The following is a 13903-nucleotide window of genomic DNA, read 5'->3' on the forward strand; positions in this document are numbered from 1 at the left end:
CCCACTCCCGGTTTTATGGGCAATAGCATCCAATGGATGGGTAATTCGATGCATCCACCACGCAATACGGTGATTCGCGTCGTGAGAGTAGCTTGAGTACCGTTTGCAAAAGTGGCATTTTGCCCACCAAGTGCAAAGGACGCCCACATGCCGATTCGTCAGTCAGACCTGCTCAATGCAGGCTACAGCCGCTCTATTCAGGGGCGAATCGCCAAACGTGCCGGGCAAACCACCGCCTTTCTGAGTCATAGTCACAAGGACGCGACGCTCGCCCTAGGCTTGCAGGAAATGCTCAAGAATCAAGGCTGGGACGTCTACATCGATTGGCAAGATCAGACGATGCCCGACACGCCGGACGGTGAAACGGCATTCAATATCAAGGTCGCCATTGTCCGTGCGGACTGGTTCCTTTTTCTCGCAACACAGAACTCGATGGCATCGCGCTGGTGTCCTTGGAAAATCGGCTTTGCAGATGGGAAAAAGGCCCATGAGCGCATAGCGATCGTCCCCACCATGGATAACCATGGCCATTTCTATGGCAACGAGTATCTGAGCCTTTACAACAAAATTGATGTACCTACTGGTTCCAGCGGTCTTGCTTTCTATGACACTCGGGGCAATGGCAAGTGGGTGCGCACTCTTTAACTTCCACCTACCGGTAGTGCGTAAAATATGAAAAAGGAACATCTGCGGCTCATCGACACCCTGTCCAAGGAGTTGGCCGAAGGAAACCTGGCAATTTTCGCAGGTGCAGGCTTTTCCCGAGCAGCAGGCTTTGTAGACTGGAAAACGCTGCTGAAGCCGATCGCTGACGATCTGGATCTCGATGTCGAGAAGGAATGGGATCTGGTGACGTTGGCGCAATACCATGCAAACGCGAACGCGACCAACCGTTCGAAGCTGAACCAGATGCTGGTCACGGAGTTCTCGGCCGGTGTGGCACCGACTGAAAATCACGTGATCCTGGCCAGGCTACCGATCCAGACGTTCTGGACGACGAACTACGACAAACTCATCGAAACCTCGCTTGAGCGCAACGAGAAGGTTGCCGACGTCAAGTACACCACCAAGCAGCTGGCGACTACCCGTCCCAAGCGAGACGCTGTGGTTTACAAGATGCATGGCGACGTCGAACACGCGTCCGAGGCGGTGCTGATCCGTGATGACTATGAACGCTATCACGTGAAGATGCAGCCGTTCATCACTGCACTCAGTGGCGACCTGATCGCCAAGACCTTCCTCTTCCTGGGCTTCAGCTTCACTGACCCAAACCTTGATTACATCCTGAGTCGAGTCCGGATTCAGTTCGCGCAAGATCAGCGCCAGCACTATTGCATTCTTCGCAGAGCGGACAGGATGGAGGGCGAGGAGCAGGCGGATTTCGAGTATCGCCAGCGCAAGGAAGATCTGTTCAAGCACGAGCTGCTGCGAGTTGGGATCAAGGCCGTCTACGTAGATCAGTTCTCGGAGATCACCGACATCCTAAGAGAGATCGAGAACCGCCATAAACGCAAAACCATCTTTATCTCGGGGGCGGCTCATGACTACAGCCCTTGGACAGAGTCTGAATCCGAACAGTTCGTCTACAAGCTGAGCAAGGCGATCAGCAAGGCACAGTACCGGGTCATATCCGGATTCGGTCTGGGGATCGGCAGTGCCGTCATCACGGGCGTGCTCGAACAGACCATCATGAACGGTGGCCGCCTCGACAGCGATCAACTGATCCTACGTCCCTTCCCGCAAAGTCAGTCTGGCGAGCGCCCATTGCCTGAGCTCTGGACGGAGTATCGCCACAACATGCTCGCTCACGCCGGCATCGCGCTCTTCCTTTTCGGCAACAAGCTCAACAAAGACGGCGAGGTGGTACCGTCTAACGGCATGCGCGAAGAGTTCGATATTGCGGTGGCCAACGGCATCTTCGTCATTCCAGTCGGCATTACCGGTTCGATCTCGGCTGACCTCTGGAATCAGGTCATCCAGTCGTACGACGAGTCGAAGCACGAGCATGGCAAGAAGATCACCCCCTGCTCCACGAGCTAGGCACCGCGGGCACCGACCTGACGCGCGCTCACGACATCATCCTCTCCCTGCTGCCCCTCATTTAAGGACGATCATCATGGCAAGAAAGGTATTTTTTAGCTTCCAGTACGAAGACGTGCACCGTGCGATGAACGTGCGCAACAGTAACGTGATTGCAGCTGACACTAAGGTAGGCTTCATCGACAAAGCCGATTTCGAGGAAGTCGAGCGCAGGGGCGATGCAGCCATCAAGAAATGGATCAACGATCAGCTGCACGGCACGAGCGTCACGGTGGTTCTGGTTGGGGCGACTACCGACAAGAGCAAATGGGTGCAGTACGAGATTGAGCAAAGCATTGCGCGTGGCAATGGCATTCTGACCATCGACATCAGCAAGATCGCAGACCTCAACGGAAAAACGACCGATTGCTGCTCCCTTCGCGTCCCTGACGCCCCCCACTTTCTGTGGAACAACAACAACGGCCGCGAAAATTTGGGCAAGTGGGTTGAGGCTGCGGCGAAAGCGGCAGGCAAGCCGTAATAGGTTCGTTTTCGAGGCGCCGACTGGCGCCTCCCCTTTACCCAAGACAAGGACTTTCTAATGTACCTCGGTTTTGAAATCGAACAATTTGTGCCCCTCAATGGCTACGTACAAGTAGACCGCTACGTTGACCAAGCAAAGGGACGGGTCGAGAAGCTCGCTCGGTATATCATCGGCACCTACAATGGGCACCGTGTGCTCGATGCCGAGTCGCTGTCCGCTGAGATTTTCCCCGAAGCCCAATACGATGTGTTCCTCTCACACTCCCATGCAGATCAGCGCAAAGCTATCGATCTTGCGATTGCCTTGGAGAGCCGCGGCCTGAAGGTATTCGTGGACTCGACGGTATGGGGATATTTTGGTGACCTCGTCCGCATGATCGCCACGGAGGCGCGACCATCAGTTGGTGAGACCAAGGATCAACTGATCCAGCGAATCAATGCGGACGTACATATGATGCTGGCCGGTGCCCTTCACCGGATGATTTCGAGGGCGGAAACGTTCATTTTCGTCCGTTCTGAAAGGTCTGTGCCGCTGACCTACGGCATTAGTGGTAAAACTTTGTCGCCGTGGCTCTTCTCCGAGCTGCAATTCAGCTTTCAGGTTCAGCATGCGACGCCAAAGAGGATTAGGGACAGGATCGAGGGCAGCGTTCTTGATAGCGTGAAAGGATTCAACAACCTCAGCCTTGAGAACATGCAGTACCTAATGGCCTTCAAAGCTTTCAACGACCACCTGCCTCCCGTATGCGGTGACAAACTGCACGAGTGGTTTGCTCAGCTTCCAACAGGCACCAAAGGCAGCGCAGTGCTGGACTCGCTTTACAGTAAGTTCAACCTGACCATCGAATACTATCGTCGTAGGGATTCGCTCAGGGTTTAGTAGGCATCACACCAGCGATCTCTTGAGGCGTGTGCCTTTCCAGGGGAGATCGCTCTCTAGCCATAAGCACAAGCATTTGAATGCCCCAATCTGCCACTGATGGCACGGAGGGCAGCGTATCGTGTCGACCAACCAAGGAAACATGGAGAGCATGCCGAATCGGTGATGCAGCTCTTCCCTCTTGGTCAACGTCCAGCTCTGATATGGATCAGAGGTAAATCCTGGGCCCGCCCAACGGAAAGGTAGGAAATCCTGGGTCAAATGGAGTTCCTGAGCGAGGTCGAATGACTCGGGTACTGGTCTGCTTAACATTGCTCTGCGTGAGCTTTTCTTTGGTGATGATTGGGTAAAGCCCCAGGTATTCCTGCCCCTCGAAGGGAGAGTCCGATTTTTCCAACACCGGCAAGATCGATACGCCGCCATTTTTGAAGCCATCAAAGTACCCCAGCTCCCATGGCATCCACTTGGACTTTGAGGCGTTATCGGAGGCCAAGTAGAGCAGTGACTCAGATTGCCGCATGCGCTTGCGCAGAACATCCGCGGTTTTCTCAGTGACCTGATCACGCTCAAGCGCTTTATCGTCCACCCAGTCCACGTATACCCTCAGGCCCTGCGCCTCCAACAGAACTTTGACACCGAGAACGAGTTCGGCATCCGCGAAGGAGTGAGAAAGAAAGATATCGAATCGATCCTTCTCTTTGTAAGTCTTACGAGCATCACTCAAAACGTCTCGTGCACTGCGGTTGGCTCCAATGGCTTGCTGGGCAGCCTTACGCACTTCTGCCTTGGTGAAAAACGCCATCCTTCATCTCCTTTTGCACGGAATTATCCAGAGTTTTCCGAGGACGTCCCGTGGTACAGCGGACTCACCCGATTGATATATTTCCAAAAGGTGGTACCTGGCGTCATAAACCGGCTTCTCTCGCAACAAGAAAAGGCCCGACTCAGAACACCACATGGCCAATTGCCGCCCTCAGCTCAACATTGTACATTCCCTGCGCGCTGGACACTGACAAAGCTTTGCCCATAAGGAAACGGCATGACCGCAGCTAATCGGAAGCATTTTCTAAAAGAATTCCCCAAGGCCCTGAACGATGGTAATGGTGCTGTATTTGTCGGAGCGGGAGTGTCCATGGCGGCGGGCTATCCCTCCTGGGCCAAACTGCTCAGGGAGATTGGACAAGAGCTCGGCGTCGATTCCACGGATGTTCAGGATCTCACGGCCCTTGCGCAATGGTCGATCCAGGACAACGATGCATCTCGCGTGCAGAACGTCATCCTAAATGAAATCAGTCCTAACAAAGACATTCCTCCAGTCGTACGGATTCTGGCGAGACTACCCCTTCGTCATATCTGGACGACCAATTATGACCGTCTGATTGAGCGGGCTTTCGAGGAAATCAAGCGACCGCTCCACGCCATCTCAAAGGGTCAAGAACTGGCACGAAGACTCCCTATGCCCGGTGCAGCACGCCTCTATAAAATGCATGGTTGCGTCACTGCTCCAAGTGAAGTAGTGATCTCCACCGATCACTATGAGCGTTATGGGCGCGAGCGAGGGCAGTTCCTTCCGTTATTTCAGGCCCACCTCACAGGCATGTCCATGCTGTTCATCGGTCTCAGTTTCACTGACCCGAACATCAAGCATGTGCTCTCGCTGATCAGAGACAGCTTTACGGATGCCCCTCCCGAACATTTCGCGATTGTACGGCCTCCCCATCGCGATGATTTCCGCTCTGCAAAAGAACACAAGGCACGCCTAACACAGCACACCCTATGGGCTAAAGACCTGCGCCGCTACGGCCTGCGAGTGGTCGAAGTCGATACCTATGACGAGATCCCAGAGCTGATGGAGCAAATCGAGCGCAGATTATCTGCCCGTCGTATCTGGGTGAGCGGCAGTTGGCCCGTGGACAGCGACTCAGCGGACTCATCGAACATTTACAAATTTTCGGAGAAGCTCGGGAAAGCCATCGCTGAAAACCAGCGCGACCTAGTAACCGGAGCCGGCCTCCTAGTGGGTTCCGCCTCTTTACAAGGCTTCGTGGCTGCCCTTCGGCATGGCGCGGAATGGGACATCAACCAGCGGCTGACCGCACGCCCGTTCCCACAACCCATCAAGGGCCAGCCCCCGAAGCGCGAGGAATGGACAAAACTCCGTCAGGAGCTTGCAAGGCTTGCAGGAGTCATCATCTTTGTTGGTGGATTGAAAATGAAGGACGGAGAGCTTGTGCTAGCAGATGGCATGCTCGAAGAGTTGGAGTTTGCCCGCCAGCAGGGTGCCTTCCTGCTACCCATCGGCGCCACCAAAGGCGTCGCTGAAGAAATCTACAAACGCTTAAAGGGTTCGGACATACCGGTAAAAGGGAAGAAGGTGCAACGCCCAACGGATGCAGAGTTAGACTCCCTTGCCAACCATGAGCTTTTGCTGGGCGAGGACAATCATGAAACACTCCTGAAGCGAGTGTTCAAAATTATCGACCGAGTTTACAGCGACGATTGAGTTACGGCTTTGACCACTGCCCCTAAGTGGCGGGCGTAGATATTCGCGATTGGGGCGGCTTAAGCGCTGCCCCTTCCGCTGATGCAATCTTAGCCCTTGCTCTTATCGGATTCCTTCAATTGACGCTCTAAGTCTGAGTATCGGCCCGGCAGGTCTTGGGCTTCATACAGCGAATCTAGCGCTACTTCTGCCTTCGAGCGGCCGCGGCTAGCGAAGACGGGCTGATCATACCAACGCCGCATCTCGTCGCCCGTCACCTTAGGAAGGTGCCGGTTGAAGGCTTTAAAGGCGAGCACGACGTCAGATCGGGTCGCAGCCGTTGACTTTATAAAACGTTCCGTACCATCGTAAGACTCGTTGGTTACCCTGAGATGCCTATCAGGAGTATTACGCTCAACAAAAGAGCTGAACTGGAGTTCAGAGTAAATCCAGGGCGAAAAAGTACGATCAAAACTTTGATAATCTTCGAGGGGAACTGATTTTTCTGTATTGAGAAATATAAACAGCTCAGAACGTTGAATCATCTGATGAAGGGCACCGGACAACATCATGTGCACGCCAGCAGTCAGACCCGTGGCCTTACGGTAATCATAGATTACTCGACCTTCCTTATACTTAGGCTCTGCATAGACCGTATTCAGTTCGTCAAGCAACTCATGAAAGTATCCCCAGACACAAGAATCAACAAAGACGTTGAGGCCTTTGTTCTGTAGGGAAACCGCGAGCTCTATCGCCTTGTCTTCATCGGCATGCGAATGAGACAGAAAAATGTCAGCTTTTTGGGTGGGGAAAATATGGCTCGCGATTTTTTCAGCGTCAATCACCTCCTTATTTTCAAAAACGCCAATCAGATAGCTTGACAGCTCATTGAAGCGGCCCTTAGCTTGCTGACGAAACTCATCAGCCTTGGGCTTCAGTACAGTCGATACACCGCTGTACTTATTCAACTCAAAACCTACGTACATCGCTCATCCCTATTCGAACTTTCATTGTCTTGAGCACATTGCAATGCAATTCGCTTTCAAAAGAAGCGATACAGACTGGTGCGGGGAGCCACTCGGGTAAATCCACACCGCACTTCCGAGCCCGGAAGCTTACAGCAGGCCTACTATAACGAATCAAGGTGCTAATGCGGCTAACTGCCACTGCTTATTTGATGGGTCGATAATCCTGGATGGATACAAATGCAGCTTCAGCGTCCAACGGCCAGGTAAAGGAGCTCGTTCACCTACCGACAAAAGAGCGTGGCCCAACTGTGATGCCCTGGATAAAGGTCTAACGGAAGTTGAGGGGCATCAGGCGAACGCTGATGCTTTGACCGGTCAGGAAGCTGATCTGAACGATCTGGCCACCCGGTTTGAGCTGCGATGGAGATTGGTTGATGTTGTCACCGCCGACGACGTCCAGGAGCAGATTTTGATTCGCGGTGGGGTAAGGTCAAAACGCTTAGAGGTTATCCCATCGTGGAGGGATTCCCGCTGTTTACCCTTGGTGACCTTCTCCTGCTCTGCCCCAAGTCGCTTACTCCAACCGATCTACCTGATTGGCCATCGGTGGCCCATGCGTGTCTGATGGTGGACGGTAAGACCACGAAGAAGATGCCGGAAAAGATAGGGATGGTCTCGAAGGCGCAGGACAACACATGAGAGCCGAAGCATTAGGCCGCTATCGCGGTAGCGATAGCGACCCGACTCAGACGCAATGGAGCCACACGTGAGAAAGCCACCTATGAAAATCATATCGACGAGTGTGATGGTGACGGTGCGATTCAAATTCCCGATGAAGCGTTGCAGGAGTTGGAGCTGGATGTTGGCGACACCATGTATTTGATAGAAGAATCTGTCGGCAACACGCGTTGCCCTAGTTCTATCAAAAAAGCCTCAATTCTCGGATCGAATACACGACCTCACTTAAGCTTGGAATAGCGAACAGCGCGGTAGCGCCGAGGACAGTTGAGTATTCAAGGAAGGGCCAAGGAAGGGCGGATTACTACTCGGTATCGGGCTCTAATTATGCTCGCCTCTAGCAACCCTATGCTTTTCTAACAGCCGCATTTCCTTCTGCCACTCGACAAGAAATTTATTCCAATCATGCGCGTATGGCCCCTCCGGAACACGAGTCGATCCAACACTGGCCAGCAGGAAACGCTCACGCCATGGCTGCGGAATGCTTGACTCCCGAACAATGCGGCAACCTACCGAATGTGGCTCAGTCGGTACGAAACGTAGAGCGTCCTCAACGCTGAGAGGCTGTTCTATTGACGCAGTGTCAAGCCGTTCTCGCTGCTCAATATCGTCAAGAACGTCCAGCGCATCGAGCGCCCTGAGATCGCCAGGAAGGATATAGGCAAGTCTCCAAAGTGCATTTCGCCTTGCGGTCTCACGATGCCGGAGTTCTGTATCAGATGTCATCGCGATCAGCTCCTGCCTGCATTGGGTACGTTGGTAGCCTTGATGTCTTCTGCTTCACACCTACTCACTCTTCGGCTGCGATGTCTATATTGTCTCCTTCACACGCTAGGCTCCAAGCATTAGCAGGAGGTACTGGCCAGGCGGCATGAGCCACGAGTCGTCAGCCTACCCTTTTCTTAAGAATATCCAGCCTGCGCTTCACCCCTATTTTTGGATTCAAAGCGAGTGCCTGCTCATAGATATGGATTGCCTCACGAAGCTGACCCAATGTCTCGTGGGCAAGACCCTGAACCTTAAGCGCATTTGGCTTCCATGCAGGGTTGGCATCGGCTCCAAGCGACCTAGCTCGAATCACAGCGTCAAGAGCTTCCCGAGCACGGGATTGGGAAATGTCGGGCTCGTTCAGTATCTTTTAAGCTGCTCGAATGATCCGACTGTAATCGGATGAGTTAAGGTTAGCCTTGTCCAAATTCTCGGCATCGACAAAGTTACCGCCCCTGTCATACCGGAATTTACCCACTCCCTTCACGCCTGCAATCAGTAGCTTTCTGTCCTCGTCAAATGCATAGCTTTCAATGCCTCCGGTTCGAGGGGTTATGCAAAACAGTTCCTCGCCGGTCTCTAGGTCGAACAGGAAAATTTTGTAGCTGTGTTCGGTCTTGCTGTTGGCTGTCGCGCAATAGGCAAGCTTGCCATTCCTTGAGATACCGCTGTCGAGGATGTTCGCCGTCAATTCTTTGTTTACGATGGGCGTGCCTGTGTTGTCGAAAACGCTGAAGGTTCCTGACAGCGTATTTTCAAAGTGCCAGTCCTCAAGGCTGAAGGAGCCATTGTCTGCGACAGATCCATTATTAGGTCTTTGCATCTTTCCATGCGCAGGTACGAGATCACCTGCTAGGTCGGCGAGAACAAATTCGCCAAGCCCACTTTCACGCAGCCCTCCCCGACCGGCAGCAGGGTCTGAGTCCCTCCAAGAAACAGCCCATTTTTTTGATTCGGAAAGACTGTAGAGGCCGCCGTAATCCATGGTGCTGACATGTAGGAAAGGCTTCTCTAGCTCTATCATCTGAGATCTGGTTCTGACGGCGCCCATCTCTGGCTTGTCTGCATTTCTCTTTTTGAACAACCAGTCGAAAATCCGCATCCTTGCCCCCTCCATTATTCTTGGCCACTCAAAATGGCTACGAACCAATTGATCATGAACTATCTAGAGCTTAGAAAATTCTGTTTGCGAAGACAGGAAGCAAAAGTTCGCGCTCGACCCGATTCCACCAAAGATCCCTTTCTTCCTCATCCGCATAGGCTAGAAGGTCATACGCGAAAAAAGCCTCAAACCCGCGCCTAGCTACCACGTCCTCCTCCTGCAACTCGTACAGGCCCTCGTCGGACAGCATTTTCTTCACCATTAATGGGAACAGCCAACTGCTGAACAACAAATGATTATGCCGTTGCCAAACAGAGGATTCTGACTCTCCATGAGGGCCATGCGCAGCGGCGTTTCTCGCGGCACTGAAGTCCTGTACCCACGCGTCTAGCGGACGCTCAACATATTTAGGCCATCTGGCCCTCCATTGAGCTTCATTCAGCGATCCAATAGCCCAAGAGGGTTTGATAGGCAGTTCGGCTTGGAAGTGTTTTCGGAAACAGCGGCGCAAGCCTGGAGTGTCGTGCGATGAATTCAGTAATGTCTCGAATGCGACACGCATAAGAACCAGTTCGGATCGTTCTTGCATGGTCGAAGAGTCGGTATTCGCTCGAAGAAACACGTCTATGGCTTCGCCGATGCGATGTTTCAGCTCACAGTCAGGTAGACCTAACAGTGCAATGACCAATGGAGCGTCCAAGGACAAAAATAGTCGACCATCAACATGCTGAGGTCGAATAAATCTCGGGGTCTCGGCAGATCCAACAAAATGCTGTCCGCGACCATCGCGCCTTCGAGTGGTCAACGTGGTGTCCCCGGGTCGGTCTTCCGAAAAACGCTGAGCAACGACTTGGTAGCCGTCTGAATTGCAGTATTCATAATGACTACAGAATCTGCGCTGGGACAACGCAGAAAACGCCAAGTAGTTCGCCATCCCCAATCGAGCGGTAATTTGTTCCTCCGACAGATCTAGCCTCTCGGCATCGCTTTCCCAGGTGATGATGGTGCTGTGGCTCACATGAGCGCTAGTGCGGGAGCGAGAGAAGGTTTGATTCCCATAGCTTCCAAAGATGCCATCAAGCACTCCTTGAGTAACGCCATGGAGCTCGCTCGGTGCCTCTCCACGCACATATGGCACCAACCTCATGCTGCCTAGCTGCACTTCTTCCGCAGTTGTAACCCAGGGCAGAAAAAATAGAACAGACATGTCAACTCCTCGGTGTATACATCGATGGTTCGCAATCATCGAGTTGCCTATGTGGCCAACATGATTGACCCTAGACTACAACCAGAGTCGACTGGAAGTCGGACTGCATATGACAGGAGCAGTGATGCGCGTACTCATAAAATACCACGATGGCTCAGGCCAGATTACGGAGCGGGAAATCTCGGATCTGCGAAAGGAGAACGAGTCCAATATTGATGCTTTTTGCCATACCCGAGAGGAGCGCCGAACGTTCAACCTCGATCGGATATTGCATGCAGTGTCCCCTGATACAGGAGAGTTACTGAACCCATATCAACTGGTGCCGTTGATGCGTGATTCCGAATCGCTTGACACCCTAACCTGGAAAAGTCGCCAGGCTATCAAGGCTTTAAAATTTTTCAGCCTTACTACTCGCGGCTTCGCCAAGCGAGAGCGCAAACACATAGACGCCTTCGTCAAATCCTTAGTCAATACCTCGTCACACACAGATGAAGATATCAGCGAGTGGGTCTACTGTCTCTGGTGCGCAGACCTGTATGACTACCGTAACGGTAACGTTCAAGAATACAAAGGATTGTTAGAACAGATCCCAAACTCACTGCTTGATGAGTGCCGAGCATTCGCTGTACGGATCGTTATGGGTTCCGCTAGACAGCCAGAAAACCTCGACTGGATGCAGAGGATTGATGAAGAGTTTTGCCCCCGTCCCGTGGTGCGGAAGCCTTTGCGACCATACTGAGATGACTGACGCACGCCCAGAGGCTAGCTATCAGTATTAGGTCTTACTGACTGCCCTTGGGCGCAGCACTCAAAAATTTCTTGTTCGGATTGTGCCTCACATTTGCGAATCAGCCCCGAAGTGTACAGTCCGATATCGTACCCGCGCTGTTTGAGGCCGGTTTCTGCATCGCGGATACACTCCTTACAGCGTGGATTATATGTCCATCCAATTTGCGCGCCGCCCGAGTGGCTCGGTGCTTCTTAAGAAGCAGGATTTCATTTGTTCAAGCATCAAGAAATTTTTTCCAATCTTGCGTGCATAGCCCCTCCACTACTCGTGTTGAGCATAAGCTTGCAAGCAGAAGTCGCTCACACCAGGGTTGCGGAATGTCCGCCTCGCGGACTACGCGACCTAATCATTAAGCCAATATACGTAGTTGAACAGAGCGTCTAACTCAGAGAGATTTTCCAACTCTAATTGGGTTTGAACCTCCCTGACGTCTCGGCAAAATTGCTCGTAAAGCTCGGGGGTAACATTGGTCTTCAATGGCCGGAGGGGGTATTGATCGTAACCGGCGACGATCAACCCGCTCACCGCGTTCCGGTTCATGACCCCAAATCGCTTGTTGTCCAACGCGTGGAGGATCTCCGTCAAGACATTGATGCCTGCTCGTTCAATATCTTCGAAATGGCTGTGCAATAACTCAAATGCTTCGGCGGGTGTTGCGCGTTTCAGCTCCAATAACTCCGCAAGGGCACTGATGACGAGGTTCGATTTCTGCGACACGATACCCTTGCCGCGATGTAGCCCTCCGGAATGAAAGCATCCGAGCAATCCTTCATAAGCCTCAAGGAAAGTATCGCGGGTGACCTTACCTAATCCCGCGATCTCTTTGACCCGTCGCCTCGCTATCAGCCGATCTCTCGCCCGGTAGGTTTGTTGGGCCGTAAACCCGCAGGGCGAATCGTCAGCTTTCATGTCAGCCAACCAATCAGCCAACACCTCCAAGCTGTGCATGTCACCCCGGCAGATTTTTTCCGCACGTCGACTTGCCATTTTCCGCCAAGCCTCGTGAACGGCATAGAGTTTTGCGTACTCATTAATGCGTGGCATTGTTGCGCGAGCGAGCGCACCCTCTTCGATCAACCCTCCAAAGTGCTCTTGGATAGACGCCATCAATGCACCGTCGCGGTCGTTGACCAAAACCGATGCCTCGTAGTTGTTGGAAAAGCCGCCAGCAGTCATGTTGGCGGAGCCAACGATTACTCTGTGGCCTCCCGGCTCGCGCACTGCGTAGACCTTGGGATGAAAGGTTTCTTCTGTTGAACTCATATAGAGTTCCAGTTTGTTTTGGGAATTTTTTCCAACTTAAACAGCTCATACAGCATCGCGGGGTCGGTCACGAACAGGCTCAGACCAACCGCCATCCGGGCTGTCATCCCACGAGCAATCGCCTGCTTGAGAGGCTCGAGGATCGTTTCGCTTGCGGAAGACTTAGCAAACGCAACCATGCACTCCAAATGCTCAGCATTAGCCAGTAACCCGATGATTTCGTCGCCATGACCTGAGTCATAGCCATTCAGTAACAGCTTCAATCCTTGTACCATTACATCGCTCGCAGTTTGTGCCGCAGACTCGGTGTAATCGAAAATGATGATCTTTTTTGGTTGCCTAGAAGACGATGTAAGCGCTCCCTCTACAAGGGGGTAGTCGCTACGAATGTTCGAGGTCGACTCAGAGAGATGCTGGTCACCACTTCCCAATGCCCTGCTCGATCAGAAGCTTCGCGAATTGATCACCATCTACCAGCTCGATCTGAATCCCGGTAGCTTCGGCATAGTCCTCGGCCGCCTTTACAGCGCTTTCCGCAATTGTGCCGGACGTGATAACCATCCCTAGAGTGGCGTTCGCCGCCTCTATGCCGTCAATTAGCTGCTCGACGACCTTGTTGTTCACCGGGGCTTTGTCATTCCAGTGTTTGGCTTGTACGGCGAGTGTGTATTGAAAGGTTTCGGCAACACGAAACGTGGCAAGTATGTCCGCACCTTTATCCAAAAGTCTGGGAACAACCGTTGCTGTCTTTGCGCCCATCTGGATCAGCAAATCCTTAATCAGATGCTCGAAAGAGAAGCTGTCCATATGGCCTGACCTGAGATGCTGAACTGTCTCTTTGACCAATGCGGTCTGCAGCTCGTACTTAAACGATGGTTTGTTCCCGGCCTCCGCCCGTGCAAGAGCATCTCGAATGTCGTCGAGCACATCGGTTGCCAGGGCAGTCGTACCATATACCTTCATTCTGGAAATCAATGGAGCTTTTGCGAAATCACGTGGAATCGCTTTCTTATTGTTGAGCCACCGTACGTTGCGCCGATAGCTCGTATCCTCGCCAGTGTGTTCCGGGAGATACAACGCGTCGCTTGTGATTTCAGCCAGGTAAAATTTTGGGCCGTTTGGAACGACCACCAGATCGCCCAT

At 52.7% G+C, this 13903-nt stretch carries 14 protein-coding genes and 1 pseudogene; 7 read left to right on the forward strand and 8 right to left on the reverse strand.

The window, feature by feature from the left end; translation table 11 throughout:
• The first annotated feature begins 147 nt into the window (after nucleotides 1-147).
• From RHM58_RS25210 to RHM58_RS25225, 4 genes are all read left to right on the forward strand, one after another.
• Nucleotides 148-645, forward strand: a complete 498-nt coding sequence (locus RHM58_RS25210; RefSeq protein WP_322268480.1) for a toll/interleukin-1 receptor domain-containing protein — start codon at nucleotides 148-150, stop codon at nucleotides 643-645.
• A gap of 27 nt (nucleotides 646-672) precedes the next feature.
• A complete protein-coding gene (locus tag RHM58_RS25215; RefSeq protein ID WP_322268482.1) occupies nucleotides 673-2040 on the forward strand; it encodes an SIR2 family protein in 1368 nt (455 codons plus the stop codon).
• Between the two features lie 76 nt (nucleotides 2041-2116).
• Nucleotides 2117-2560 (forward strand): TIR domain-containing protein, encoded by a 444-nt coding sequence (locus RHM58_RS25220; RefSeq protein ID WP_322268483.1) that lies wholly within the window; start codon nucleotides 2117-2119, stop codon nucleotides 2558-2560.
• A 60-nt stretch (nucleotides 2561-2620) separates the two neighbouring features.
• A complete protein-coding gene (locus tag RHM58_RS25225; protein ID WP_322268484.1) occupies nucleotides 2621-3442 on the forward strand; it encodes a toll/interleukin-1 receptor domain-containing protein in 822 nt (273 codons plus the stop codon).
• Between the two features lie 208 nt (nucleotides 3443-3650).
• Here RHM58_RS25225 and RHM58_RS25230 read toward each other — a convergent pair whose 3' ends face one another.
• Entirely contained in the window at nucleotides 3651-4244 is a 594-nt protein-coding gene (locus RHM58_RS25230) for a toll/interleukin-1 receptor domain-containing protein (protein ID WP_322268485.1), read from the reverse strand.
• Nucleotides 4245-4481: 237 nt separating this feature from the next.
• On the opposite strand from RHM58_RS25230, the gene RHM58_RS25235 reads away from it, so the two are divergent.
• Nucleotides 4482-5945 carry an SIR2 family protein gene (locus tag RHM58_RS25235; RefSeq protein ID WP_322268486.1) on the forward strand — a complete coding sequence of 488 codons (1464 nt, stop codon included), beginning with the start codon at nucleotides 4482-4484 and terminating at the stop codon, nucleotides 5943-5945.
• An 89-nt stretch (nucleotides 5946-6034) separates the two neighbouring features.
• Here RHM58_RS25235 and RHM58_RS25240 read toward each other — a convergent pair whose 3' ends face one another.
• On the reverse strand, nucleotides 6035-6910 hold the full coding sequence (locus RHM58_RS25240; protein WP_322268487.1) for a hypothetical protein: 876 nt from the start codon (nucleotides 6908-6910) through the stop codon (nucleotides 6035-6037).
• A 748-nt stretch (nucleotides 6911-7658) separates the two neighbouring features.
• Between RHM58_RS25240 and RHM58_RS25245 the strand changes: the two are divergent.
• A pseudogene (locus RHM58_RS25245) lies at nucleotides 7659-7859 on the forward strand (AbrB/MazE/SpoVT family DNA-binding domain-containing protein).
• Between the two features lie 657 nt (nucleotides 7860-8516).
• On the opposite strand, the gene RHM58_RS25250 reads toward RHM58_RS25245, so the two are convergent.
• From RHM58_RS25250 to RHM58_RS25260, 3 genes are all read right to left on the reverse strand, one after another.
• On the reverse strand, nucleotides 8517-8711 hold the full coding sequence (locus RHM58_RS25250) for a tetratricopeptide repeat protein (RefSeq protein WP_322268488.1): 195 nt from the start codon (nucleotides 8709-8711) through the stop codon (nucleotides 8517-8519).
• Between the two features lie 57 nt (nucleotides 8712-8768).
• On the reverse strand, nucleotides 8769-9500 hold the full coding sequence (locus RHM58_RS25255; RefSeq protein ID WP_322268489.1) for a hypothetical protein: 732 nt from the start codon (nucleotides 9498-9500) through the stop codon (nucleotides 8769-8771).
• A gap of 70 nt (nucleotides 9501-9570) precedes the next feature.
• Nucleotides 9571-10707: a hypothetical protein gene (locus RHM58_RS25260; RefSeq protein WP_322268490.1), complete on the reverse strand. Its 1137-nt coding sequence runs from the start codon at nucleotides 10705-10707 to the stop codon at nucleotides 9571-9573.
• 124 nt (nucleotides 10708-10831) lie between these two features.
• Here RHM58_RS25260 and RHM58_RS25265 point away from each other — a divergent pair, with 124 nt between their 5' ends.
• Nucleotides 10832-11446 carry a hypothetical protein gene (locus tag RHM58_RS25265; RefSeq protein WP_322268491.1) on the forward strand — a complete coding sequence of 205 codons (615 nt, stop codon included), beginning with the start codon at nucleotides 10832-10834 and terminating at the stop codon, nucleotides 11444-11446.
• A gap of 393 nt (nucleotides 11447-11839) precedes the next feature.
• Here RHM58_RS25265 and RHM58_RS25270 read toward each other — a convergent pair whose 3' ends face one another.
• The 3 genes from RHM58_RS25270 to RHM58_RS25280 all read right to left on the reverse strand — a co-directional run bounded on the left by RHM58_RS25270 (nucleotide 11840) and on the right by RHM58_RS25280 (nucleotide 13903).
• Nucleotides 11840-12760 carry a phospholipase D-like domain-containing protein gene (locus RHM58_RS25270; RefSeq protein WP_322268492.1) on the reverse strand — a complete coding sequence of 307 codons (921 nt, stop codon included), beginning with the start codon at nucleotides 12758-12760 and terminating at the stop codon, nucleotides 11840-11842.
• Nucleotides 12757-13023, reverse strand: coding sequence for a hypothetical protein (locus RHM58_RS25275; protein WP_322268493.1), 267 nt, complete (start codon nucleotides 13021-13023; stop codon nucleotides 12757-12759). The genes RHM58_RS25270 and RHM58_RS25275 overlap by 4 nt, the downstream gene beginning before the upstream one ends.
• Nucleotides 13024-13177: 154 nt before the next feature.
• Nucleotides 13178-13903, reverse strand: coding sequence for a restriction endonuclease (locus RHM58_RS25280; protein WP_322268494.1), 726 nt, complete (start codon nucleotides 13901-13903; stop codon nucleotides 13178-13180).

The organism is Pseudomonas sp. 10S4 (genome assembly GCF_034344865.1).
In the GTDB taxonomy this organism is placed as follows: Bacteria; Pseudomonadota; Gammaproteobacteria; order Pseudomonadales; family Pseudomonadaceae; genus Aquipseudomonas.

What these genes read in the sequence shown, in the direction of transcription:
- RHM58_RS25210 (WP_322268480.1), top strand. Translation starts at nt 148, where the DNA reads ATGCCGATTCGTCAGTCAGACCTGCTCAATGCAGGCTACAGCCGCTCT.
- RHM58_RS25215 (WP_322268482.1), top strand. Translation starts at nt 673, where the DNA reads ATGAAAAAGGAACATCTGCGGCTCATCGACACCCTGTCCAAGGAGTTG.
- RHM58_RS25220 (WP_322268483.1), top strand. Translation starts at nt 2,117, where the DNA reads ATGGCAAGAAAGGTATTTTTTAGCTTCCAGTACGAAGACGTGCACCGT.
- RHM58_RS25225 (WP_322268484.1), top strand. Translation starts at nt 2,621, where the DNA reads ATGTACCTCGGTTTTGAAATCGAACAATTTGTGCCCCTCAATGGCTAC.
- RHM58_RS25230 (WP_322268485.1), bottom strand. Translation starts at nt 4,244, where the DNA reads ATGGCGTTTTTCACCAAGGCAGAAGTGCGTAAGGCTGCCCAGCAAGCC.
- RHM58_RS25235 (WP_322268486.1), top strand. Translation starts at nt 4,482, where the DNA reads ATGACCGCAGCTAATCGGAAGCATTTTCTAAAAGAATTCCCCAAGGCC.
- RHM58_RS25240 (WP_322268487.1), bottom strand. Translation starts at nt 6,910, where the DNA reads ATGTACGTAGGTTTTGAGTTGAATAAGTACAGCGGTGTATCGACTGTA.
- RHM58_RS25255 (WP_322268489.1), bottom strand. Translation starts at nt 9,500, where the DNA reads ATGCGGATTTTCGACTGGTTGTTCAAAAAGAGAAATGCAGACAAGCCA.
- RHM58_RS25260 (WP_322268490.1), bottom strand. Translation starts at nt 10,707, where the DNA reads ATGTCTGTTCTATTTTTTCTGCCCTGGGTTACAACTGCGGAAGAAGTG.
- RHM58_RS25265 (WP_322268491.1), top strand. Translation starts at nt 10,832, where the DNA reads ATGCGCGTACTCATAAAATACCACGATGGCTCAGGCCAGATTACGGAG.
- RHM58_RS25270 (WP_322268492.1), bottom strand. Translation starts at nt 12,760, where the DNA reads ATGAGTTCAACAGAAGAAACCTTTCATCCCAAGGTCTACGCAGTGCGC.
- RHM58_RS25280 (WP_322268494.1), bottom strand. Translation starts at nt 13,903, where the DNA reads ATGGGCGATCTGGTGGTCGTTCCAAACGGCCCAAAATTTTACCTGGCT.